Genomic DNA, 22,212 nt, shown 5'->3' on the forward strand with positions numbered 1-22,212 from the left:
TCGCCCGACACGGGTGTTTCACGTGAAACATGCGGATGTTTCACGTGAAACGAGGGCCGTCCCACCGCACCAGGTGGGGCGGCCCTCGGCGTTTTCCTAGGTCCGTACGGCAGGATGAGGCCCATGCCCAGTGCAGAATCGACGCCAGAGCGCCTCCACGAGCCGGATCCGGTACGGCCTACCAGGGACGACGAGATCGCCGCCGCCGGCAGTGAGCTCATCGGCGGTCCCCTCGGACGGCGGGCCCTGACCGGGACGTCCTGGCTGACTCCCGTACGGGTCATCGCGCTCGTGGCGATCGGGATGTTCGCCCTCGGACTGGTCCAGAAGGCGCCCTGCTACAACGGTGCCTGGTTCTTCGGCGCCAGCTCGCAGTACACGCACGCCTGTTACTCGGACATCCCGCACCTCTACCAGGGGCGCGGGTTCGCCGATGGGCTCGTGCCGTACTTCGACAAGCTCTCCGGTGACATGGAGTACCTCGAATACCCGGTGCTCACCGGTGTGTTCATGGAGGTCGCCAGCTGGCTGACACCGGGCAGCGGCAGCATCCAGGACCAGGAGCAGTGGTACTGGATGGTCAATGCCGGGATGCTGATGGCGTGCGCGGCCGTCATCGCCGTCTGCGTGACCCGCACGCACGCCCGGCGTCCCTGGGACGGCCTGCTGGTCGCCCTGGCGCCCGCTTTCGCGCTGACCGCCACCATCAACTGGGACTTGCTGGCGGTCGCTCTGACGGCCGCGGCGATGCTGATGTGGTCGCGGGGCCGGTCGCTCGCCTTCGGAGTCCTGCTGGGGCTCGCCACGGCCGCCAAGCTCTACCCCGTCTTCCTGCTCGGGCCGCTGTTCGTGCTGTGCTGGCGGGCCGGGAAGTGGCGGGCCTTCGTCACCGCCGTGGGCGGTGCCCTCACCGCCTGGCTGGTGGTGAACCTGCCGGTGATGCTCTTCGCCTTCGAGGGCTGGTCGAAGTTCTACACGTTCAGCCAGGAACGGGGCGTCGACTTCGGCTCCTTCTGGCTGATCCTCGCCCAGAACTCCAGCGATCCCCTCACCACCGACAGCGTCAACACCCTGGCCACGCTCCTGGTGGTGGTGTGCTTCGTGGGTGTCGCGGGGCTGACGCTCACCGCTCCGCGCCGCCCCCGCTTCGCCCAACTCGCCTTCCTGGTGGTGGCGGCCTTCATCCTCACCAACAAGGTCTACTCGCCGCAGTACGTCCTGTGGCTGGTCCCGCTGGCGGCGCTGGCCCGGCCGAAGTGGCGTGACTTCCTGATCTGGCAGGTATGCGAGGTGGCGTACTTCCTGGGGATCTGGATGTACCTCGCGTACACCACCAGTGGAGACGCCCACAAGGGTCTGCCGACCGACGGCTATCACTGGGCCATCGGCGTCCACCTGCTGGGCACGCTGTATCTGTGCGTCATGGTCGTACGGGACATCCTGATGCCGGAACGGGACGTGGTGCGACAGGCTGGCGACGACGATCCCTCGGGCGGTGTGCTCGACGGCGCGGAGGACGTCTTCGTCCTCGGCGCGGCGGCCCATCCCCCCGAGCACGCGACGCAGTTCGACGGGCCGCAGGTGGAGTGGGGCAAGCAAGGCGCGACCGACGGTTCGCCCTGAGCGAACAGGGGTCTCCTCCCCCGGCAACGCGCAAAGGCCGTACACGGAAGTCCCCGTGTACGGCCTTTGCGCGTTGCTGTTGTGCTCGGGTTCGCGCCTGCTCAGCGGTCCACGAGCCGGTCGAACTGTGTGGTGGTGTGCCGCAGATGGGCCACCAGCTCGTCGCCGACCGTCGGCTCCGGGGCATCCGCGGGCACGAACAGGATGGACACCTGCATGTGCGGCGGCTCGGCGAACCAGCGCTGCTTGCCACCCCAGACGAACGGCGAGAGGTTCCGGTTCACCGTGGCGAGGCCGGCCCGGGCAACGCCCTTGGCACGCGGCATGACGCCGTGCAGGGCCTTGGGGGCCTCCAGGCCCACCCCGTGCGACGTACCGCCCGCCACGACCACCAGGAAGCCGTCCGAGGCCGCCTTCTGCTGCCGGTAGCCGAACCGGTCACCCTTGGCGACGCGCGTGACGTCCAGGACGGCACCGCGGTACTCGGTGGCCTCGTGGTCCCCCAGCCACAGCCGCGTGCCGATACGGGCGCGGAAGCGGGTCTGCGGGAACTGCTGCTGCAGCCGGGCGAGTTCCTCGGCCTTGAGGTGGCTGACGAACATCGTGTGCAGCGGCAGCCGGGCCGCGCGCAGCCGGTCCATCCAGCCGATGACCTCCTCGACGGCGTCGGAGCCGTCGGTGCGGTCCAGCGGCAGGTGGATGGCGAAGCCCTCCAGCCGGACGTTCTCGATGGCGGCGTGCAACTGCGGCAGGTCCTGCTCGCTGATGCCGTGCCGCTTCATCGAGGACATCACCTCGATCACCACGCGGGCGCCCACGAGGCCGTACACGCCGTCCACCGACGACACCGAGCGCACGACCCGGTCGGGCAGCGGCACGGGCTCCTCGCCGCGCCGGTACGGCGTCAGCACCAGCAGGTCACCGCCGAAGAAGTCCTTGATGCGCGCTGCCTCGTACGTGGTGCCGACGGCGAGGATGTCCGAGCCCAGCCGGGTGGCCTCCTCCGCCAGCCGCTCGTGCCCGAAGCCGTAGCCGTTGCCCTTGCAGACCGGGACGAGCCCGGGGAACTGCTCCTGCACGTGCTTGTGGTGCGCCCGCCAGCGCGCGGTGTCGACGTAGAGCGTGAGCGCCATGGCCGGACCTGGAACCTTTCTCGTGGCTGGGTGTGTCAGAGGTGGGGGAGCTGGTGACCTTGTCGAAGCGGCGAACGCGTGCTCAGCGGCGCGACATGTAGATGTCGAGCGCCTTGTGGAGCAGCTTGTTCAGCGGGAAGTCCCACTCGCCGAGGTACTCGGCGGCCTGTCCGCCCGTGCCGACCTTGAACTGGATCAGGCCGAACAGGTGGTCCGACTCGTCCAGCGAGTCGGAGATGCCGCGCAGGTCGTAAACGGTCGCGCCGAGCGCGTAGGCGTCGCGCAGCATCCGCCACTGCATCGCGTTCGAGGGGCGGAACTCCCGGCCGATGTTGTCGGAGGCGCCGTAGGAGTACCAGACGTGCCCGCCGACGATCAGCATCGTCGCCGCCGACAGGTTCACTCCGTTGTGGCGGGCGAAGTACAGCCGCATGCGGTTGGGGTCCTCGGTGTTGAGGGCCGTCCACATGCGCTGGAAGTACGACAGCGGGCGCGGCCGGAAGTGATCGCGCACGGCCGTGATCTCGTACAGCCGCTGCCACTCCTCAAGGTCGTGATAACCGCCCTGGACGACCTCGACGCCGGCCTTCTCGGCCTTCTTGATGTTGCGGCGCCACAGCTGGTTGAAGTTCTTGTGGACCTCTTCAAGGGAACGGTTCGCCAGCGGTACCTGGTAGACGTAACGCGGCTGGACGTCGCCGAAGCCGGCGCCGCCGTCCTCACCCTGCTGCCAGCCCATCCGGCGCAGCTTGTCGGCCACCTCGAAGGCGCGCGGCTCGATGAAGTCGGCCTCGATGTCGCGCAGTCGCTTCACGTCCGGGTTCTGGATGCCCGCCTTGATGGACGTGGCCTCCCAGCGCCGGATGATCACCGGCGGGCCCATCTTCACGGAGAACGCGCCCTGCTGCTTGAGGTGCGCGAGCATCGGTTCCAGCCACTCGGTCAGATTTGGCGCATACCAGTTGATGACCGGGCCCTCGGGCAGATAGGCCAAGTACCGCTTGATCTTGGGCAGTTGACGGTAGAGGACCAGGCCGACACCGACGAGCTCGCCGGTCCTGCCGTCGAACCAGCCGAGGTTCTCCGAACGCCACTCCGCCTTGACGTCTGCCCAGGCCGGAACCTGCATGTGGCTCGCCGACGGCAGGCTCTGGATGTATGCCAGATGCTGCTCGCGACTGATCGTCCTCAGGGTCAGGCTCATTCGGGGCGCTCCTCGGGCTGGTGTGTCCCCATGGGTACAGGGGCTCCGGCTCTCGCGCCGAAGCCTACTGCGCCTTGCGGGCGGCCCGACTGGGCGTACGGCTGCTTCGCCCCGGCCCATGGACGGCCGGAGCAGTCCGCCGGGGCGCAGCAGCCGCTACGCGTGTGGGTTGTGGACGGTGTCCGGGTGCCGGATCGCCGTCGGTCAGGTCACCAGAGCCCGCCGAAGAGGCCGCCGTGCGCCATGCCGAGGAAGAATCCGACGCCGGAGGCACCGAGGCCCAGGATCAGACCGAAGCGCTCACGGGTGGTCTCGGAGATCCACTGTCCGTACGCGCCGGTCCCGATCCCCGCCAGACCGGTCCAGGAACTGAGCAGATGCAGGCTGTCGAACTGCGCCGTCACGAACGACGTCACACCGAGGACCAGGGTCACCGCGAGAAGCGCGTGCTGGACGGGGTGGGGCTTGCCGTCGGTGGCGAAGAGGGAACCGATTCCGGTGTTGGGTCGCAATGCCTGTGCCATAGGGCACCTCCTGCGGAAGGCGGCGCATCGTAGCGCCATACACACCCGACGTGTACAGATTGGCGGTCCACCCGGCCGGATTTCAACCGGAAGCCGGTGTGCAGGTAGTCTGTACCGTCTGCACCGGTGTCTGCCCAGGCACAGCCAGGAACTCCGCCCAGCTCAGAGCGGGGAACGTCGCAAGCCGACCCCCGATTGTCAGTGGCGGCCGATACCGTTGCGTACGCATCACAACCCTCCTGCCACGGAACGACCGTGGCCGCTGAGTCCAAAGGAGGTGGGTTCCACATGCGTCACTACGAGGTGATGGTCATCCTCGACCCCGATCTCGAGGAGCGCGCTGTCTCCCCGCTGATCGAGAACTTCCTCTCCGTCGTCCGTGAGGGCAACGGAAAGGTGGAGAAGGTCGACACCTGGGGCCGTCGTCGTCTCTCGTACGAGATCAAGAAGAAGCCTGAGGGCATCTACTCGGTCATCGACCTGCAGGCCGAGCCTGCGGTCGTCAAGGAGCTCGACCGCCAGATGAACCTGAACGAGTCGGTCCTCCGGACCAAGGTCCTCCGCCCCGAGACCCACTGAGCTCTTCCGCTCAGCTGATCTCGGGAATCTGAGTAGCAGCACAAGCAGCCAGCAGCAGCAAACCCGCCGAGAGGTTCCCCATGGCAGGCGAGACCGTCATCACGGTCATCGGCAATCTTGTCGACGACCCCGAGCTGCGCTTCACCCCTTCCGGTGCGGCGGTCGCGAAGTTCCGTGTCGCGTCCACTCCCCGCACCTTCGACCGCCAGACGAACGAGTGGAAGGACGGCGAAAGCCTCTTCCTGACCTGCTCGGTCTGGCGCCAGGCGGCGGAGAACGTCGCCGAGTCGCTCCAGCGAGGCATGCGCGTCATCGTGCAGGGCCGGCTGAAGCAGCGGTCCTACGAGGACCGTGAGGGTGTCAAGCGCACGGTCTTCGAGCTGGACGTCGAGGAAGTCGGCCCCAGCCTGCGCAACGCCACGGCGAAGGTCACCAAGACCTCCGGCCGCGGTGGCCAGGGCGGTTACGGCGGCGGCCAGGGTGGCGGCGGCTGGGGCGGCGGCCCCGGCGGCGGTCAGCAGGGCGGCGGCGCTCCCGCCGACGACCCGTGGGCGTCCGGCGCTCCCGCCGGTGGCAGCCAGGGCGGCGGTGGCGGCTGGGGTGGAAACTCCGGCGGCGGCCAGGGTGGCGGCTACTCGGACGAGCCCCCCTTCTAAGGGCGGGTTCACACCCAACTTCTTGATCACACAGGAGAAACACCATGGCGAAGCCGCCTGTGCGCAAGCCGAAGAAGAAGGTCTGCGCTTTCTGCAAGGACAAGGTCACGTACGTGGACTACAAGGACACGAACATGCTGCGGAAGTTCATTTCCGACCGCGGCAAGATCCGTGCCCGCCGCGTGACCGGCAACTGCACGCAGCACCAGCGTGACGTCGCCACGGCCGTCAAGAACAGCCGTGAGATGGCGCTGCTGCCCTACACCTCCACCGCGCGCTAAGGGAAGGGTGACCGACACATGAAGATCATCCTCACCCACGAGGTTTCCGGCCTCGGTGCCGCGGGCGACGTCGTCGACGTCAAGGACGGTTACGCTCGCAACTACCTGATCCCGCGGAAGTTCGCGATCCGCTGGACCAAGGGTGGCGAGAAGGACGTCGAGCAGATCCGTCGTGCTCGCAAGATCCACGAGATCCAGACCATCGAGCAGGCCAACCAGGTCAAGGCCCAGCTCGAGGGTGTGAAGGTCCGTCTGGCCGTCCGCTCCGGCGACGCCGGTCGTCTCTTCGGTTCCGTCACCCCGGCCGACATCGCCTCGGCGATCAAGGCTGCCGGTGGCCCCGAGGTCGACAAGCGCCGCATCGAGCTCGGCGCGCCGATCAAGACCCTGGGCGCCCACGAGACGTCCGTGCGTCTGCACCCCGAGGTTGCCGCCAAGGTCAACATCGAGGTCATCGCGGCCTGATCGCTGCGCTCGGCTTGAAGAGCTGAGGAGGGGTCGCACCTTCGAGTGCGGCCCCTTCTGCATGCTCGGGCCGACGTCCGCTGCGGCTGTCCGCCTGTCGGTGTGGGGCGGCGCTGTTTCACGGGAAACGTCGGTTTCACGTGAAACGGTCAGCGGCTGGCGCCGATGACCACCCAGCGGCCGGAGCGGGCACGCAGCCAGAGAGTCAGCAGCCGCACCAGCATCATCAGCGTCATCGCTCCCCACAGCGCGGTGAGTCCACCACCGAGAGTCGGCACCAGCAGGGCCACCGGAGCGAAGACGGCCAAGGTGAGCACCATCGCCCAGGCGAGATAGGGGCCGTCGCCCGCGCCCATCAGTACACCGTCCAGGACGAAGACGACGCCGCAGATCGGCTGGGAGAGCGCCACCACCAAGAGGGCAGGTAGCGCTGCGTCCTTCACGATGTGGTCGCCGGTGAACAGCGACAGGAAGAGCGGTCGGCTGATCACCACCAGCAGACCGAGTGCGACACCCACAGCGATGCCCCACTCCACCATGCGGCGACAGGCGGCGCGGGCACCCTGGGCGTCGTTGGCGCCGAGACAGCGCCCGATGATGGCCTGCCCTGCGATGGCGATGGCGTCGAGGGCGAAGGCGAGCAGGCTCCACAGGGACAGGACGATCTGGTGAGCTGCGATGTCGGCGTCACCGAGGCGCGCGGCCACAGCGGTGGCGATCATCAGAACGGCCCGCAGGGACAGCGTGCGCACCAGCAGGGGCACCCCGGCCTGGGCGGAGGCCCGTATGCCGGCGGCGTCGGGGCGCAGCGAGGCGCCGTGGCGGCGGGCACCCCGGACGACCACGACGAGGTAGGCCGCGGCCATGCCGCACTGGGCGAGGACGGTGCCCCAGGCGGAGCCCGCGATGCCGAGATCCGCGCCGTAGACGAGACCGGCGTTCAGGGCGGCGTTGGCGACGAATCCCGCGATGGCGACGTAGAGCGGTGTCCGCGTGTCCTGGAGACCGCGCAGGACGCCGGTCGCGGCCAGGACGACGAGCATGGCCGGGATGCCGAGTGCCGAGATGCGCAGATAGGTGGTCGCGTACGGCGCTGCTGTGTCTGACGCGCCGAAGAGCTCCACGAGCGCGGGGGCCGTCGGCAGGACGGCGGCGATCACCGCGGCACCGAGCAGCAGCGCCAGCCAGATGCCGTCCATTCCCTGGCGGATGGCCGCCGGGAGGTCGCCGGCGCCCACGCGGCGGGCGACGGCCCCCGTGGTGGCGTAGGCGAGGAAGACGAAGATGCTGACGGCGGTCGTCAGGAGCGCCGAGGCGACACCGAGGCCGGCGAGTTGTGCGGTACCGAGGTGGCCCACGATGGCGCTGTCGGCCATGACGAAGAGGGGCTCGGCGACGAGTGCGCCGAAGGCCGGTACGGCCAGTGCGATGATCTCTCGATCGTGCTTTCGCCGGGTGGCCTCGGGCGTCGCGGGAGCCTGTGTCATGACCACCAATCTAATCGTCCACAGGTAAGTGATACAAGCAGCGAGTGACCCTTACTCTTCGTCTCATCGCGTGTCCTCTCGCGCACCGTTCGAAGCGATCTTGGCCCGACCGGGAAAGTTTTTCTTCTGCACAGCCGGTGGACGGTAAACGTGCAGGTCAGCTGGCTTACGTGGGAAAAGTCGAGGGCTTGTTCACAGGGCTGTCCACCGGGTCGTGCACAGGTTTTGCGGAGTTCTCCACAGCATCGGGGCCGTCGTCCACATGGCCTGTGGATAACCAGATTGGCTGACGGTGCCCGCAGGCCTACGGTTGTCCGACGCCCGCTCCCTCCGTCGGCTGTGCAAACCTCACAAAACCGACGCGCGAGAACCGGAGTTGGGCCTCTCAGTTGTCAGTGCCGTGCCGTAGAAATGAGGGGCACGGCGAGGTCCGCTCCGCGGACGGGAGGAGGTGGCTCGGTGAGCATTTCCGAGCCCTTGGACGATCCGTGGGCCGACAGCGGTCCCAGTGATCGTCTGCCCTCCGCCCGGCGACGCGGCGACGGCGGCCGTGGTCGTGACGAACAGCACGACCGGGGCCGGGACAGCAGCGAGTGGGACGGCGGCGGCACGGCCTTCGAGCGGGTTCCGCCGCAGGACCTCGACGCCGAACAGTCCGTCCTCGGCGGCATGCTCCTGTCCAAGGACGCCATCGCCGACGTGGTCGAGATCCTCAAGGGCCACGACTTCTACAAGCCCGCCCACGAGACGATCTTCCAGGCGATCCTCGACGTCTATGCCAAGGGCGAGCCGGCCGACCCCATCACGATCGCCGCCGAGCTGACCAAGCGCGGCGAGATCAACAAGGTGGGCGGCGCGTCGTACCTGCACACGCTCGTCCAGACGGTGCCCACGGCTGCGAACGCCGAGTACTACGCGGAGATCGTGCACGAGCGCGCGGTCCTGCGCCGCCTGGTCGAGGCCGGCACCCGCATCACACAGATGGGATACGCGGGCGACGACGACGTCGACGAGATCGTCAACCGGGCCCAGGCGGAGATCTACGCCGTCACCGAACAGCGCACCAGCGAGGACTACCTCCCCCTCGGCGACATCATGGAGGGCGCCCTCGACGAGATCGAGGCGATCGGTTCGCGCAGTGGCGAGATGACCGGTGTGCCCACGGGGTTCACCGACCTCGACTCGCTCACCAACGGCCTGCACCCGGGTCAGATGATCGTCATCGCGGCTCGTCCCGCCATGGGTAAGTCCACGCTCGCCCTGGACTTCGCCCGGGCCGCGTCGATCAAGCACAACCTGCCGAGCGTCATCTTCTCCCTCGAAATGGGCCGCAACGAGATCGCGATGCGTCTGCTGTCCGCCGAGGCCCGCGTCGCCCTGCACCACATGCGTTCCGGCACCATGACGGACGAGGACTGGACCCGTCTGGCGCGCCGGATGCCCGAGGTCTCGTCCGCGCCGCTCTACATCGACGACTCCCCGAACCTGTCGATGATGGAGATCCGCGCGAAGTGCCGTCGGCTGAAGCAGCGCAACGACATCAAGCTCGTGATCATCGACTATCTGCAGCTGATGCAGGCCGGCGGCTCCAAGCGCTCCGAGAGCCGTCAGCAGGAGGTCTCGGACATGTCCCGGAACCTCAAGCTCCTGGCCAAGGAACTCGAGGTCCCGGTGATCGCGCTCTCGCAGCTCAACCGTGGTCCCGAGCAGCGCACGGACAAGAAGCCGATGGTCTCCGACCTGCGTGAGTCCGGCTCCATCGAGCAGGACGCCGACATGGTGATCCTGCTGCACCGCGAGGACGCGTACGAGAAGGAGTCGCCCCGCGCAGGCGAGGCGGACATCATCGTGGGCAAGCACCGTAACGGCCCGACGGCCACCATCACCGTCGCCTTCCAGGGCCACTACTCGCGCTTCGTGGACATGGCACAGACCTGAGCCGGCGCCCTGAGCGAAATGGGCTCGACCTCGGCTGCGCCTTCCGGGTGGACTGGGCCCATGACGTCATCTCAGGAAGAGCTGCTTCCCGCCACACGGCGTGCGCTGCTGCACCGCATCGCCGTGGCCCAGTCCGAAGGGCGGTCCCCGTCGCTGGTCGCCGCGGTCGTACGGGACGGGCGTGCCGTGTGGCACGGGGCGCGGACCTCGGTCGACGGGCACGCGCCGGACGAGGACGTGCAGTACCGGATCGGCTCGATCACCAAGACCTTCACCGCCGTTCTCGTGCTGCGGCTGCGCGACGAAGGAGTGCTCGACCTCGAGGATCCGCTGGAGAAGCATCTGCCGGGAACCGGCGCGGGGGAGGCCACGATCGCCCAACTGCTCGCCCACACCGGTGGTTTGGCGGCAGAATCCCCCGGGCCGTGGTGGGAGCGGACGCCGGGCTCGCTGCGTCCCGAGCTCACCGACGTTCTCGGCGACCAGCCCGTCCTGCACCCGGCGGGGCGTCGGTTCCACTACTCCAACCCCGGTTACAGCCTTCTGGGCGCGCTCGTTGAAGAACTCCGCGGAGCTCCGTGGGACGACGTACTACGGCGTGAAGTGCTCGAACCCCTGAGCCTGAATCGCACGAGCATGCGACCGCAGCACCCGCACGCGGGTGGCTGGGCAGTGCATCCGTGGGCCGACGTGATGCTGCCCGAGCCCACCGAGGACTTCGGGAGGATGGTCGCGGCCGGGCAACTCTGGTCAACGACCGGCGATCTGGCGCGGTTCGCCGCCTTCCTGGCCCGTGGGGACGACCGGGTCCTGAGCGCGGAGACCCTGCGGGAGATGCGGACGCCCGCCGCGCCGGCCGAGCTCACTGACCTCGTGGACGGCGGCACGTACGGGCTCGGCCTACGGATCGAGAACCAGGGCGGCCGACTGCTGGTGGGCCACTCCGGCTCGGTACCGGGTTTCCTGGCGAGCCTCACCCTCAGCGTGGCCGACGACGTCGCCGCGGTGGTGCTCGCCAACTGCACCTCCGGCCCGATGGTGACCCAGGTGGCCGCCGACCTCGTACGCATCGTCGCCGAGGCTGAGCCGCGGATCCCTGAACCCTGGAAGCCGTTGCGGGAGGTCGACCGCTCCGTTCTGGAGCTGGCGGGCCAGTGGTACTGGGGCACGAGTCCCTTCGCTCTGCGTCTCACGGCGGACGGGTTCGTCTCCCTGGGGCCGCTCTCCGGCAGCGGACGGCGCTCACGGTTCCGGGCGAACGGTGACGGGACCTGGTCGGGGCTGGAGGGGTACTTCGCCGGAGAGGTCCTGCGGGCCGTACGGCGCCCGGACGGCACCGTGGACCATCTGGACCTCGGGTCGTTCGTGTTCACGCGCCAGCCGTACGAGGAAGGGGCTGCTGTGCCCGGTGGTATCGACCCGGAGGGATGGCGGGGGATCGGCTAGCCACCACCGAGTACCTCCGAGTGAAGGAAGCGCCTTGTTTCACGTGAAACAAGGCGCTTCTGCTGTGGGTGCCGCAGGCTCAGAGCTGGAGTTTGAAGCCCACATGCGAGGCCACGAAGCCCAGTCGCTCGTAGAAGCGGTGTGCGTCGGTGCGCGTGTTGTCGGAGGTCAGCTGCACCAACTGGCAGTTCTCACGCCGGGATTCCTCGATCGCCCACTCGATGAACCGTGTTCCCAGACCGCTGCCGCGCTCGTCGGCGTGGACGCGTACGCCCTCGATGATGGACCTGGTCGCACCACGTCGGGACAGGCCGGGGACGATCGTCAACTGGAGGGTGCCGACGACGCGCCCGTCCCGTACGGCGACGACCAGACGCTGGTTCGGGTCGGCGCTGAGCCGTTCCAGTGCGGCCAGATACGGCGTGAAGTCGTCCAGCGACTCGCGCTGGGCGCCCAGCGGGTCGTCAGCGAGCAAGCCGACGATGGCGGGGATGTCGTCGGGGACGGCGGCGCGTATGTCAAGATCTCCCATGGCCGCAGCCTATGCAGCGGCGGGCGCCTTCAGTGACTCCACGACCCGTACCAGTGGGGCCAGTTCCGGGTTCTTGGCGGCCTCGTCGAGGGCCTCGCGCAGTGCCGTGTCATTGGTGGGGCGGGCTTCGCCTAGCAGCTTGAGGCCGGCCTCGGTGACGTTGGTGTAGATGCCGCGGCGGTCGGTGGGGCACAGATAGCGCTCGAGCAGCCCGCGATCCTCGAGCCGGGTGACGAGCCGGGTGGTGGCGCTCTGGCTGAGGACGACCGCGTCTGCGACCTGCTTCATCTGGAGATGGCCCCCGTCGCCGTCGTGCTGGCGGCTGAGCACATCGAGCAGGGAGTACTCGCGCACGCTCAGGTCGTGCTTGGCCTGCAGCGCACGCTCGATGTGGGCCTCGATCCTCCCGTGCAGCAGGGAGAGGGCGCACCAGCCCTGGGCGAGGGCGGTGAGCGCGGGGTCCGTCGCAGTCATGGGCGTCTTCCTCCGTCCCGGGGCGGCTGAAACCAGGATAGAGCAGTGCCGCGATAGTCGGCGTTTGCAGGTATAGCGCGTCTGCAACTATTGTGGGCGCACGCAAAGCGCACATGCAATCGTCTGGGAAGGTGTACCCCACCATGCCTCTCGCGCTTCTGGCCCTCGCGATCGGGGCCTTCGGGATCGGAACGACCGAGTTCGTGATCATGGGCTTGCTGCCCGAGGTCGCGGGCGACTTCGGGGTCTCCGTCCCCACCGCCGGCTTCCTCGTGACCGGCTACGCGCTCGGCGTCATGTTCGGCGCACCGCTGATGACCGTCCTCGGTACCAAGATCTCCCGCAAGCGGATGCTGATGCTGCTGATGGGTCTGTTCATCGTCGGCAATCTGCTGTCCGCCCTCGCCCCGGCCTTCGCGGTCATGCTGATCGGCCGCGTGGTCGCCTCCCTCGCGCACGGCGCCTTCTTCGGCATCGGCTCCGTCGTCGCGGCCGACCTGGTCGCCCCGGACAAGAAGGCCGGCGCCATCGCGATGATGTTCACCGGCCTGACCGTCGCCAACGTCGTCGGGGTCCCGCTGGGCACCCTCGTCGGGCAGAGCGCCGGCTGGCGCGTCACCTTCGGGATCGTCGCCGCCCTCGGTGTGGTCGGCCTTGCCGGCGTCGCCAAGCTCGTCCCCGACCTGCCCCGGCCGGAGGGCGTACGCCTGCGCCACGAGCTGGCCGCGTTCAAGAACGCGCAGGTCCTGCTCGCCATGGCGATGACCGTCCTGGGCTTCGGTGGTGTCTTCGCGGCCATCACGTACATCGCGCCGATGATGACCCACGTCGCCGGCTTCGCCGACGGCTCCGTCACCTGGCTGCTGGTCCTCTTCGGGCTCGGTATGGTCGGCGGAAACCTCGTCGGCGGCAAGTACGCCGACCGCGCCCTGATGCCGATGCTGTACGTCTCTCTGGGCGCCCTGGCGGTCGTCCTGGCGCTCTTCACCCTGACCGCGCACCACAAGGTCCTCGCGGCCGTCACGATCGCCCTGATCGGCGCCCTGGGCTTCGCGACCGTCCCGCCGCTGCAGAAGCGCGTTCTCGACCAGGCGCACGGCGCCCCGACGCTCGCCTCTGCGGTCAACATCGGGGCCTTCAACCTCGGCAACGCCCTGTCCGCCTGGCTCGGTGGCCTCGTCATCGCCGCCGGCCTCGGTTACACGGCTCCCAACTGGGTCGGCGCCGTGCTCGCGGCGGCCGCCCTGATCCTCGCGTTCGTCTCGGCCGCACTGGAGCGCCGCGACAGCGCCCCCAGCACGGTCGTCGCCGGCGGTACGCCTGCCAAGCAGCCGCTGGCCGTCCGCCGCTGAGCCCTGCCGGTCGACCGGGCCAGACCGTTCCGGCGGACCGGTCCTCGGGAGGGGGCCTTTCCCAGCCTGCCCACCGCACTCGACCGGCCACTGCTGTCCACCACGAACGCCGGTTCCTCATAGATCACGGAACCGGCGTCGTCGTGTGCGAGAGCCTCAGCCGGCCGCGACTGTCAGCGGGGCAAATCGTCGGTGCCAGTCACCTGGCAGGTCCGCAGTCCCATAGGTCATCACGGCGTTGAAGGCGACGGACTCCAGACCCCGCGCCTTCACCCAGGCGAGCAGTTCCTCGTGTCGTACGTCGATGTCGGTGCGCAGGGGCCGGTCGGTGTGGGCGGCGAGGGAGGCCAGGAGGGCCTTCGCCGTCTCTGTGTCCCGGGCGATCAGCGGACCCACCACATGGGTGTCCATGTTGGGCCAGGCGGCCGCGTAGCCGATGATCCGGCCGTCGTCCTCGGCGACCCGTACCTGGTCGGCGAAGGCGGGCAGACGGGCGATCATGTGCGTGCGGTCGGCGCCGAACACTTCTTCGTCGAGCCGGAGGATCGTGGCGAGGTCCTCGGCCGTGGCCGCACGGGTGACGACGCCGGGCGCCAATCCCTGAGCTGTGAGGTGTCCGACCACCATCTCCGCCCGGCCGATGACCTTGAACCCCAGCTCCTCGTACAGCGGACGGCCGTTCGGTGTGGCGTGCAGGGTCAGCGGGGTGGTGCCCATCGTGGAGACGACATGCCGCATCAGGCGACGGCCGATGCCCTGACGGGCGTGCCGTTCGGCGACCAGCACCATGCCGATGGCTCCGAGAGCGGGCCGACCGGGCGGACCGTACTCGGTGACCACGCAGGCGCTGACGAGACCCCCGTCGGGGTCGTCGATGCCGTACCCCTTCCCGGCGGTGAGGAGGAGACCCCACTTGTGCTCCTCGCGTGGCCACCCCCGGTCCTCGGACAAGTCGGCGCAGGCGGTGAGATCGCGATGCGTCAGACGGCGGATGGGGAGAGCGGCGGGGAAAGGAGTCGGCACGCGGGTCAGGCTGTCCGACCGGTGCCCCCGCCGTCCACCTGTTTCCCCGCGGACACAGATGCTTTTGGCCATGCCGTGGCCAACTCCACAGCATGCCGACAGGCGGGGGACGTTTCACGTGAAACATCGGCGAGCAGCGGACCCTTGGTCACCCTCGCAAGGTGCTGTCGGTACCTCCCGTTAGCCTCGGCCCGTGACGAGACTTCATCTCTTCGATCTTGACGGCACGTTGCTGTACGGGACATCAGCACCGGTCGAGATTTCGCGTCAACTCGGACTGGAAGCAGAGACGGTCGCATTGGACCGGGCAATCTCGGCAGGACGTATCGGGCCGCCGGAGTACGCGACACAGGTGCACGCCCTCTGGGCGCAGCTCACCGACGCACATGTGACGGCGGCCTTCGAGGCGGCTCCCTGGCTGGCGCGCATTCGCGAGGTCTGGGCGGAGATCAGGAGCCGAGGGGAGTACTGCGCGGTCGTATCCCTCTCGCCTTCCTTCTTCGTGGAGCGATTGACCGGGTGGGGCGCCCACGCCGCCTACGGTTCCCGCTTTCCGGCGGTGCCTTTCACCGAGCCCGTGGACCCGGCGGGAGTGCTCAGTGCCGCGGCGAAGGTGCTGATTGCCGACCGGCTGTGCGGGGAGTTCGGGCTGACGCGGGACGACTGCGTCGCGTATGGCGATTCACTCTCGGACAAGGACCTGTTCGGCGTGGTGCCCGTCTCCGTGGCGGTCAATGCGGACAGCCATCTCTCGGGCATCGCGACCCACTCCTATGTGGGGAAGGATCTGTGGGATGCCTATGAATTGGTGGACCACACCCCGTAATTGAAGGAATCGACGGTTCGAACCCTGGTCTTCGTCGAGGGAGGGAAGGGGGACTTGTGCGGGGAGCGGCGCCCGGTATGGTCGACTCCGGTTCGTGTCCGGGGCGAGATGCACAAGATGCCGTGCACACATTCCGTGCGGGCCGAGAGCAGGGCAATGCAGCCTAACGGGACGGAGAGATCGAAGACCCGCGATTTCGGTTATGCGGCCGAGGCATCCGCAGGCGGTGGGATGCTGCGGTGAGAGGACTGCGGCCCATGTCGCACTCTCGCCTTACGTGACCGTACGCAGCAGAAATACGGGTGGACTGCGGCCGCACCGGCCGTGAACGGAACGGAACGCAAAACCAAGCCGTCTGCGGGGGAAGCAGGCACCTTCCGAACGTGGAAGTGCGCAGACCGACCGAGAGATGTTCGAGGCGAGGCACACCATGGACGCTCCGACCACCAGGTCGGCCGACAACGGCACGTCCGGCGGCGGGGACGGATGGTTCACGCCGCGTCAGCAGCCGATACCGGCTGCCGGCAGCGAGCAGGGAACCTCCGAAGGCCACCGCCTGGCCGCACTGCGCCCAGTGAACAGGGGCACAGCCGACCCCGACGGCGAACCGCCCCAGAACGAGGCCGAGAACCCGACCCCCCGCATACCCACGCCTCCCTCCACGTCGACCACGTTCACGAGCGACCAGCCCCAGCAACCCGCACAGCCCCCGGCGTCCGTCCAGATCCAGGAACCCGCAGAGGCCGAGGCGCCCGCATCCGCGGAGCCTCAGGCACCTGTCCCGCCACCAGCCCCCGCCGATCCCCGCGTGCCCACCCAACGGTCCGCCCCCACGGGGAACCCCTCCCCGGACGCCGTCCTCGTCCGGCGGACCATGGCCGAGGTGGCCCCCGCCGCCGACAAGGTCACCTCGTACTTCTACGCACTGCTCTTCGTCCGCCACCCCGACCTGCGTTCGCTCTTCCCGCCCGCGATGGACGCCCAGCGGGACCGGCTGCTCAAGGCCCTGCTCACCGCCGCCGAGCACATCGACAACACCCCGGTCCTCGTCGACTACCTGCAGAACCTCGGCCGCGGCCACCGCAAGTACGGCACTCGCGCCGAGCACTACCCGGCCGTCGGCGAGTGCCTTATCGGCGCGCTGAGCAAGTACGCCGAGTCCGTGTGGGACGCCGAGACGGAGGCGGCCTGGGTCCGGACGTACACGACGATCTCCCAGGTCATGATCGATGCCGCGGCCGCGGACGAGCTGCGCGCACCGGCCTGGTGGTACGCGGAGGTCGTCTCCCACGACCTGAGAACCGCCGACATCGCCGTCCTCACCCTGCGCCCCGACCAGCCCTACCCCTTCCTCGCCGGGCAGTACGCGAGCCTCGAGACGCCGTGGTGGCCGCGGATCTGGCGGCACTACTCCTTCGCCTCCGCGCCCCGCTCCGACGGACTGCTGACCTTCCACGTGAAGGCGATCCCCGCGGGCTGGGTCTCCAACGCGCTGGTGCACCGCGCCCGGCCCGGCGACGTCGTCCGCCTCGGCCCGCCCGCCGGCTCCATGACCGTCGACCACACCAGCGACAGCGGGCTGCTCTGTCTGGGCGGCGGCACCGGCATAGCCCCCATCAAGGCGCTGGTCGAGGATGTCGCCGAGCACGGCGCCCGCCGCCCGGTCGAGGTCTTCTACGGCGCCCGCAGCGACCACGACCTGTACGACATCGACACGATGCTGCGGCTCCAGCAGTCCCACCCCTGGCTGGAGGTCCGCCCGGTGGTGGACCGGGACGGGCTGCTCCAGCTCCCCGACGCCATACGCGCCTTCGGCCCCTGGATCGAGTACGACGCCTATGTCTCCGGCCCACCCGGCATGATCCGCAGCGGAGTGGACGCCCTCCGCGGCGTCGGTATCCCGGTGGAGCGCATACGCCACGACTCGGTCGAAGAGCTCGTCACCGCCGGAGACTGACCCGGCGTCCCGAACGTCATCCCAGGTCGGGTGCGTGCATGGCCCGTACGCCCTCGATGTTGCCGTCGAGGTAGTGCCGCAGAGACAGCGGTACGAGGTGGACCGAGGCGATGCCGACGCGGGTGAACGGCACTCTGACGATCTCGTACTCGCCGACGGGCTCGTCGACCTCGGGGCCGTGCCGCAGGGCCGGGTCCATGGATCCCAGACGGCAGACGAAGAAGTGCTGCACCTTCACACCGGTCGCGCCACCGTCCTCGCCGATGTGCTCGACGGTGTCGACGAAACAGGGCACCACATCGGTGATCTTGGCGCCGAGTTCCTCGTACACCTCGCGGTGCAGGGCGTCGACGACGGTCGGGTCCTCCGGCTCGACCCCGCCCCCGGGCGTCAACCAGTAGGGATCCATGCCGGGTTTCGTGCGCTTGATCAGGATCAAGTCGTCGCCGTCCAGCAGAACGGCGCGGGCGGTGCGCTTGACCACGGGTCGGACGGTCATGGGAGAAATGTGGCCCGGCTGGTTCCACGTGAAACATCGCAAAATGTCATCGGACGAGCTCACTCCGTGAGGCCGCGAAAGTGCCTGGTCAGCACCAGTCGGCGGCCGTCCTCAGCAGCCACTCGTGGGCCCGCGCGATATGCGGCATCGCCAGCGTGCCGGTGCGCACCACCAGCACATATGTCCGCAGCGGCGGCACCGCGGGCTCAAGCAGTTCGACCACGTCACCGCGCTCCAGGGCGGCCGCGCACAGATAGCGGGGCAACACCGCCAGGCCGGCGCCCGCGATCGCACAGGCGAGCACGGCACGCAGATCGGGAACGATGACGGTGCCCGAGGCCGCGGGGCGGGAGTCGAAGACGGAGGCCCAGTAGCGGGAGACGAAGGGCAGCGACTCGTGGACCTCGACGACAGGGAGGTTCTCCAGAGCGGACGCGCCCCTGCGACGCAGCTTCTGGGCACCGATCACCTCGGCTTGGCGCGGGGCGGCGACGAGGACGTGTTCCTCGTCGCACAGCGGGGTGGCGGTGAGCAGGGCGCCTCGTGGCCGGGCCGTACTGATGGCCAGGTCGTGGTGGCCGGCGGCCAGCCCTTCCAGGACCTCCTCGGTGGTACCGAAGGAGGCGCGCAGGGCGAGCCCCTGCCCGTCCTCGCCGGTCAGCTCGGTGAGGGCGGGAAGAGCACGCTCCGCGGTGAACTCGGGTGGGCCGGCCAGGTGCAGCGTCCGTACGGAGGACTCGTCGTCGAGGCCGGTCTCGGCGATCTCCACCAACGCGTCGAGGTGGGGGGCCGCCTTGTGGGCGAGCTCGTCACCGATGGTCGTCGGCGTGACGCCGCGGGCCTGGCGCAGGAACAGGGGACGCCCCAGCTGCCGCTCCAGCGTGCGGATCTGGGAGGTCACGGCCGGCTGGGAGAGGCCCAGCAGGGCGGCGGCGCGGGTGAAGGAGCCGGCCCGGTGCACGGTCACGAAGGTGCGCAGCAAGGCCAGATCCATGGAGCGCCCTCCCCCTTCCCCTGCCCTTCTCCCGGCCCCGAGGCAGGGCCCAACTATAAATAAGTCGATAGGTCTCTGTCGCTACTGTGATTGGACACTGACACAGAGTCAACTAGCCTTGGTCGCGCGGTTCTTCGCGCGCAGAACCGCGGACGGTCCGAGCCACGAGGGGGGAGGCTCGGACCGTCCGATGTACGTAGCGGGACACCACCAAGGCGTCCGTGGAACAGTCACCGCGCCGACTCCTCCAGCGCACGCAGTACGTCCGCCACCAGGTCCTCGGGATCCTCGGCGCCGACCGACAGGCGGATGAAGCCCTCCGGCACCGCGTCCCCGCCCCAGCGCCCGCGTCGCTCGGCCGTCGACCGCACCCCGCCGAAGCTCGTCGCGTCGTCCACGAGCCGCAGCGCCTCGAGAAAACGCTCGGCACGCGCGCGCGTGGGCAGCGTGAAGGAGACCACGCACCCATAGCGCCGCATCTGCCGCGAGGCGACCTTGTGGGACGGGTCGTCGGGCAGCCCCGGGTACCGCAGCCCGGTCACCTCGGGCCTCCCCCGCAGCGCCTCGGCGACGGCCAGGGCACTGGCGTTCTGCCGGTCGACGCGCAACTGCAGCGTGGCGATCGACCGGTGCGCCAGCCAGGCCTCCATGGGCCCCGGAATCGCCCCGACGATCTTGCGCCAGCGCCGTACGGCCGTCATTGCCTCGCCGGAGCGTCCGGTGACGTAGCCGAGGAGGACGTCGCCATGTCCGGTGAGCTGCTTGGTGCCGCTGGCCACCGAGAAGTCGGCGCCGAGTCCCAGCGGGCGCTGGCCGAGCGGCGTCGCGAGGGTGTTGTCGACGGCCACCAGGGCGCCACGCGCGTGTGCCGACTCGACGAGCCGCCGGATGTCGCACACATCGAGCTCGGGGTTCGACGGCGACTCGATCCACAGCAGCTTCGCGCCGTCGAGAACGTCGAGCTGGGCGTCGTCACCGGTCGGCGCGGTGCGCACCTCGATCCCGTACGCCTCCAGCTGGGTGCGGACCAGGGGCAGCGCCTGGTAGCCGTCACTGGGAAGGACGACGGCGTCCCCGGCGCGCAGCTGGGAGAAGAGCACCGACGAGATCGCGGCCATGCCGGAGGCGAACACGAGCGTCTCGACGCCGTCCTGCCCCGGCGCCTCCAGCTCGCCGATGGCGTGCTCCAGGTGGGTCCAGGTCGGGTTCTCGTCACGGCCGTAGGTGTACGGGCCCGTGGGCTCGCCCGGCAGGTGGAAGTGGGCGGCGAACACCGGACCCGGCAGGTGCGGCTCGTACTTCACCGGGTCGGGAAGACCCGCTCGGACCGCCCGCGTGCCCTCGCCGGCGCTGGGGAAGCCATCGCCCGTAGCGGAATCGCTCATGCCACTCGTCCTTCCACGTCCTCACGCACCGCGGCGAGCAGACCGACGCTCGCCTCCTCCACCATCTCAAGGCATTCCTCGAAGCCGTCCCTGCCCCCGTAGTAGGGGTCGGGGACGTCGAGGTCGTCCTGGGCGGCGGGGTCGTAGGCCCGCAGCAGGCGCACCTTCCGGGCGTCCTCGTCGGTGGGGGCGAGGCGGCGCAGGGCCCTGAGGTGGCCGGAGTCCAGAGCGATCACGAGGTCGAGGCGGGCGAACCAGGACCGCTCGAACATACGGGCCGTGTGGGCGATGGCGTAACCATTCTCCTCGAGGACGGAGACGGTGCGCGGGTCGGCGCCCTCGCCCACGTGCCAGTCGCCCGTGCCGGCGCTGTCGACCTCGACCAGCCCGTCGAGGCCGGCCTCCTCCACGCGTGCGCGGAAGACCGACTCGGCCATCGGGGAGCGGCAGATGTTGCCGGTGCAGACGAAGCAGACGCGATAGGTCATCGCGGGTTCAGTCCTTGTCGGGCAGGACGACGTTGAGCGCCCAGGAGACGACGGAGATGATCAGACCGCCGAGGACCGCGGTCCAGAAGCCCTCGACGTGGAAGCTCAGGTCGAGCACGTCGGCCAGCCACGACGTGAGCAGCAGCATGAGTGCGTTGACGACCAGCGTGATCAGGCCGAGCGTGAGGATGAAGAGCGGGAAGGTCAGCACCTGCACGATCGGCTTGACGAGGAAGTTGACCAGGCCGAAGAGCAGCGCCACCAGGAGCAGGGTGCCGGTCTTTTTGCCCGTGCTGTCGCCGGTCAGAGTGATCTTGTCTAGCAGCCAGACGGCGACCGCCAGGGCGCCCGCGTTGGCGATCGTCTTGACTACGAAATTCTTCATGTGTCTGATCGTGGCAGAAGAGATCGGCTACGAGCGTGGACGAGGGCGATGAAGGCATTCCGGCTGGACGAACTGGAGGCGGAGCGAGCCGCCAATGACGGCGCCTACCTGCAGTTTCTGCGGGAGCGGAACATGTCGGTCGGGCTGTACGCGCTGAATGCCGGGGAACATGATCCACAGAACCCGCACAACCAGGACGAGGTGTACTTCGTCGTGAGCGGGCGGGCCTCCCTCACCGTCGGCATGGAGACCACCCAGGTGGCGCGCGGCAGCGTCGTGTACGTGCCGGCCGGGGTCGCCCACAAGTTCCATCACATCAGCGAGGACCTGCGGGTCCTGGTCGTGTTCTCGCCGCCCGAGGGCTGACCGTCTCCGCCCGGGAGCCGATGTGCCGCCTCCGGGTTCCCTAGGGGATCGGTCAGGGGAGGACAAGGGATGCGAGGCCCCCGCCGGCACCCCGGTCGGACCTAGCATCGACGGCAGGACATCGAAAGGATCCGGCCCGTCGAAGGTGCCGGACCACGGACTGGACGAGGGCGAGGACGAGGGCGATGCGAGAGATCTTTGCGGGACTGCCGTGGTGGGTGAAGTGGGTGGCCGTGCCGGTCATCGCCCTGGTGGTGTTCGGCGGCCTGATAGCCAGCGTTGTCGGCTTCGTGATCGGCCTGCTCTTCAAGCTGCTGGTCTTCGTGGCGTTGGTCGGCGGACTGATCTACGTCGTACGGAAGTTCACGTCGACTTCCTCCTCGCGCGGCGACTGGTGAGCGGTGCGGGGAGCCGGTGATCGGTAACAGGAATCGCCGGTTCCCTCGGCCGGGGGAAGTTTCCAGGACAGCCCGTTCACAAGCGGTGGTGGACGGTTAGAGTCCGGAACCCGACGCGGGGACGACCCCCGCGAGCGGCGTTTCCCCCTCCCGTGTTTCCCCGCACGGACCGCCCTCTCGCGCTTCGGGAGTGACCC

The 22,212-nt window shown here is 68.9% G+C and carries 24 protein-coding genes; 12 read left to right on the top strand and 12 right to left on the bottom strand.

Annotation, left to right across the window (positions count from 1 at the left end; translation table 11 throughout):
- Positions 1 to 123: 123 nt before the first annotated feature.
- Complete coding sequence (locus IE263_RS02325) at positions 124 to 1,623, top strand: glycosyltransferase family 87 protein (protein ID WP_373311838.1); 1,500 nt, start codon at positions 124 to 126, stop codon at positions 1,621 to 1,623.
- 101 nt (positions 1,624 to 1,724) lie between these two features.
- Here the strand turns inward: IE263_RS02325 and IE263_RS02330 are convergent, their stop codons facing one another.
- The 3 genes from IE263_RS02330 to IE263_RS02340 form a co-directional block, all read right to left on the bottom strand.
- A complete protein-coding gene (locus IE263_RS02330) occupies positions 1,725 to 2,756 on the bottom strand; it encodes an alanine racemase (protein WP_189931588.1) in 1,032 nt (343 codons plus the stop codon).
- A gap of 82 nt (positions 2,757 to 2,838) precedes the next feature.
- A complete protein-coding gene (gene femX / locus IE263_RS02335; protein ID WP_189931590.1) occupies positions 2,839 to 3,960 on the bottom strand; it encodes a peptidoglycan bridge formation glycyltransferase FemX in 1,122 nt (373 codons plus the stop codon).
- A 209-nt stretch (positions 3,961 to 4,169) separates the two neighbouring features.
- A complete protein-coding gene (locus IE263_RS02340) occupies positions 4,170 to 4,484 on the bottom strand; it encodes a hypothetical protein (protein WP_189931592.1) in 315 nt (104 codons plus the stop codon).
- Positions 4,485 to 4,772: 288 nt separating this feature from the next.
- Between IE263_RS02340 and rpsF the strand changes: the two genes are divergently transcribed.
- The 4 genes from rpsF to rplI all read left to right on the top strand — a co-directional run bounded on the left by rpsF (position 4,773) and on the right by rplI (position 6,465).
- Entirely contained in the window at positions 4,773 to 5,063 is a 291-nt protein-coding gene (gene rpsF / locus IE263_RS02345) for a 30S ribosomal protein S6 (RefSeq protein WP_006604399.1), read from the top strand.
- An 80-nt stretch (positions 5,064 to 5,143) separates the two neighbouring features.
- Positions 5,144 to 5,719, top strand: coding sequence for a single-stranded DNA-binding protein (locus IE263_RS02350; RefSeq protein ID WP_189931594.1), 576 nt, complete (start codon positions 5,144 to 5,146; stop codon positions 5,717 to 5,719).
- Between the two features lie 44 nt (positions 5,720 to 5,763).
- The gene (gene rpsR / locus IE263_RS02355) at positions 5,764 to 6,000 is read left to right on the top strand and encodes a 30S ribosomal protein S18 (RefSeq protein WP_003949403.1); all 237 of its coding nucleotides are present in this window, start codon (positions 5,764 to 5,766) and stop codon (positions 5,998 to 6,000) included.
- An 18-nt stretch (positions 6,001 to 6,018) separates the two neighbouring features.
- Positions 6,019 to 6,465, top strand: a complete 447-nt coding sequence (gene rplI / locus IE263_RS02360; protein WP_189931596.1) for a 50S ribosomal protein L9 — start codon at positions 6,019 to 6,021, stop codon at positions 6,463 to 6,465.
- A gap of 149 nt (positions 6,466 to 6,614) precedes the next feature.
- Here rplI and IE263_RS02365 read toward each other — a convergent pair whose 3' ends face one another.
- Positions 6,615 to 7,961: an MATE family efflux transporter gene (locus tag IE263_RS02365; protein ID WP_373311839.1), complete on the bottom strand. Its 1,347-nt coding sequence runs from the start codon at positions 7,959 to 7,961 to the stop codon at positions 6,615 to 6,617.
- 450 nt (positions 7,962 to 8,411) lie between these two features.
- Here IE263_RS02365 and dnaB point away from each other — a divergent pair, with 450 nt between their 5' ends.
- Both dnaB and IE263_RS02375 read left to right on the top strand, forming a co-directional pair.
- On the top strand, positions 8,412 to 9,890 hold the full coding sequence (dnaB, locus tag IE263_RS02370; protein ID WP_189931600.1) for a replicative DNA helicase: 1,479 nt from the start codon (positions 8,412 to 8,414) through the stop codon (positions 9,888 to 9,890).
- A gap of 60 nt (positions 9,891 to 9,950) precedes the next feature.
- The gene (locus tag IE263_RS02375) at positions 9,951 to 11,336 is read left to right on the top strand and encodes a serine hydrolase domain-containing protein (RefSeq protein ID WP_189931602.1); all 1,386 of its coding nucleotides are present in this window, start codon (positions 9,951 to 9,953) and stop codon (positions 11,334 to 11,336) included.
- A 79-nt stretch (positions 11,337 to 11,415) separates the two neighbouring features.
- On the opposite strand, the gene IE263_RS02380 is transcribed toward IE263_RS02375, so the two are convergent.
- Both IE263_RS02380 and IE263_RS02385 read right to left on the bottom strand, forming a co-directional pair.
- On the bottom strand, positions 11,416 to 11,868 hold the full coding sequence (locus IE263_RS02380; RefSeq protein WP_189931604.1) for a GNAT family N-acetyltransferase: 453 nt from the start codon (positions 11,866 to 11,868) through the stop codon (positions 11,416 to 11,418).
- 9 nt (positions 11,869 to 11,877) lie between these two features.
- A complete protein-coding gene (locus IE263_RS02385) occupies positions 11,878 to 12,342 on the bottom strand; it encodes a MarR family winged helix-turn-helix transcriptional regulator (protein WP_189931606.1) in 465 nt (154 codons plus the stop codon).
- A 143-nt stretch (positions 12,343 to 12,485) separates the two neighbouring features.
- Between IE263_RS02385 and IE263_RS02390 the strand changes: the two genes are divergently transcribed.
- Complete coding sequence (locus IE263_RS02390; RefSeq protein WP_189931609.1) at positions 12,486 to 13,694, top strand: MFS transporter; 1,209 nt, start codon at positions 12,486 to 12,488, stop codon at positions 13,692 to 13,694.
- A gap of 156 nt (positions 13,695 to 13,850) precedes the next feature.
- Here the strand turns inward: IE263_RS02390 and IE263_RS02395 are convergent, their stop codons facing one another.
- Positions 13,851 to 14,717: a GNAT family N-acetyltransferase gene (locus IE263_RS02395; protein WP_189931611.1), complete on the bottom strand. Its 867-nt coding sequence runs from the start codon at positions 14,715 to 14,717 to the stop codon at positions 13,851 to 13,853.
- Positions 14,718 to 14,910: 193 nt separating this feature from the next.
- On the opposite strand from IE263_RS02395, the gene IE263_RS02400 reads away from it, so the two are divergent.
- On the top strand, positions 14,911 to 15,543 hold the full coding sequence (locus IE263_RS02400; RefSeq protein WP_189931613.1) for an HAD family hydrolase: 633 nt from the start codon (positions 14,911 to 14,913) through the stop codon (positions 15,541 to 15,543).
- A gap of 409 nt (positions 15,544 to 15,952) precedes the next feature.
- A complete protein-coding gene (locus tag IE263_RS02405; RefSeq protein WP_189931615.1) occupies positions 15,953 to 17,500 on the top strand; it encodes a globin domain-containing protein in 1,548 nt (515 codons plus the stop codon).
- 16 nt (positions 17,501 to 17,516) lie between these two features.
- Here IE263_RS02405 and IE263_RS02410 read toward each other — a convergent pair whose 3' ends face one another.
- The 5 genes from IE263_RS02410 to IE263_RS02430 form a co-directional block, all read right to left on the bottom strand.
- The gene (locus IE263_RS02410) at positions 17,517 to 17,999 is read right to left on the bottom strand and encodes an NUDIX domain-containing protein (protein WP_189931617.1); all 483 of its coding nucleotides are present in this window, start codon (positions 17,997 to 17,999) and stop codon (positions 17,517 to 17,519) included.
- 88 nt (positions 18,000 to 18,087) lie between these two features.
- Positions 18,088 to 18,993: a LysR family transcriptional regulator gene (locus IE263_RS02415; RefSeq protein WP_189931619.1), complete on the bottom strand. Its 906-nt coding sequence runs from the start codon at positions 18,991 to 18,993 to the stop codon at positions 18,088 to 18,090.
- 230 nt (positions 18,994 to 19,223) lie between these two features.
- On the bottom strand, positions 19,224 to 20,378 hold the full coding sequence (locus IE263_RS02420; RefSeq protein ID WP_189931621.1) for a cystathionine gamma-lyase: 1,155 nt from the start codon (positions 20,376 to 20,378) through the stop codon (positions 19,224 to 19,226).
- Positions 20,375 to 20,866, bottom strand: coding sequence for a low molecular weight protein-tyrosine-phosphatase (locus IE263_RS02425; protein WP_189931623.1), 492 nt, complete (start codon positions 20,864 to 20,866; stop codon positions 20,375 to 20,377). Before IE263_RS02425 ends, IE263_RS02420 begins: the two co-directional genes overlap by 4 nt.
- Positions 20,867 to 20,873: 7 nt before the next feature.
- A complete protein-coding gene (locus tag IE263_RS02430) occupies positions 20,874 to 21,251 on the bottom strand; it encodes a phage holin family protein (protein WP_189931625.1) in 378 nt (125 codons plus the stop codon).
- A gap of 48 nt (positions 21,252 to 21,299) precedes the next feature.
- Here IE263_RS02430 and IE263_RS02435 point away from each other — a divergent pair, with 48 nt between their 5' ends.
- Together IE263_RS02435 and IE263_RS02440 are read left to right on the top strand one after the other, a co-directional pair.
- Positions 21,300 to 21,617 (top strand): cupin domain-containing protein, encoded by a 318-nt coding sequence (locus tag IE263_RS02435; RefSeq protein WP_189931627.1) that lies wholly within the window; start codon positions 21,300 to 21,302, stop codon positions 21,615 to 21,617.
- A 185-nt stretch (positions 21,618 to 21,802) separates the two neighbouring features.
- On the top strand, positions 21,803 to 22,015 hold the full coding sequence (locus IE263_RS02440) for a DUF5326 family protein (RefSeq protein WP_189931629.1): 213 nt from the start codon (positions 21,803 to 21,805) through the stop codon (positions 22,013 to 22,015).
- Positions 22,016 to 22,212: the final 197 nt, after the last annotated feature.

This window comes from Streptomyces aurantiogriseus (assembly GCF_014649375.1).
GTDB lineage: Bacteria > Actinomycetota > Actinomycetes > Streptomycetales > Streptomycetaceae > Streptomyces > Streptomyces aurantiogriseus.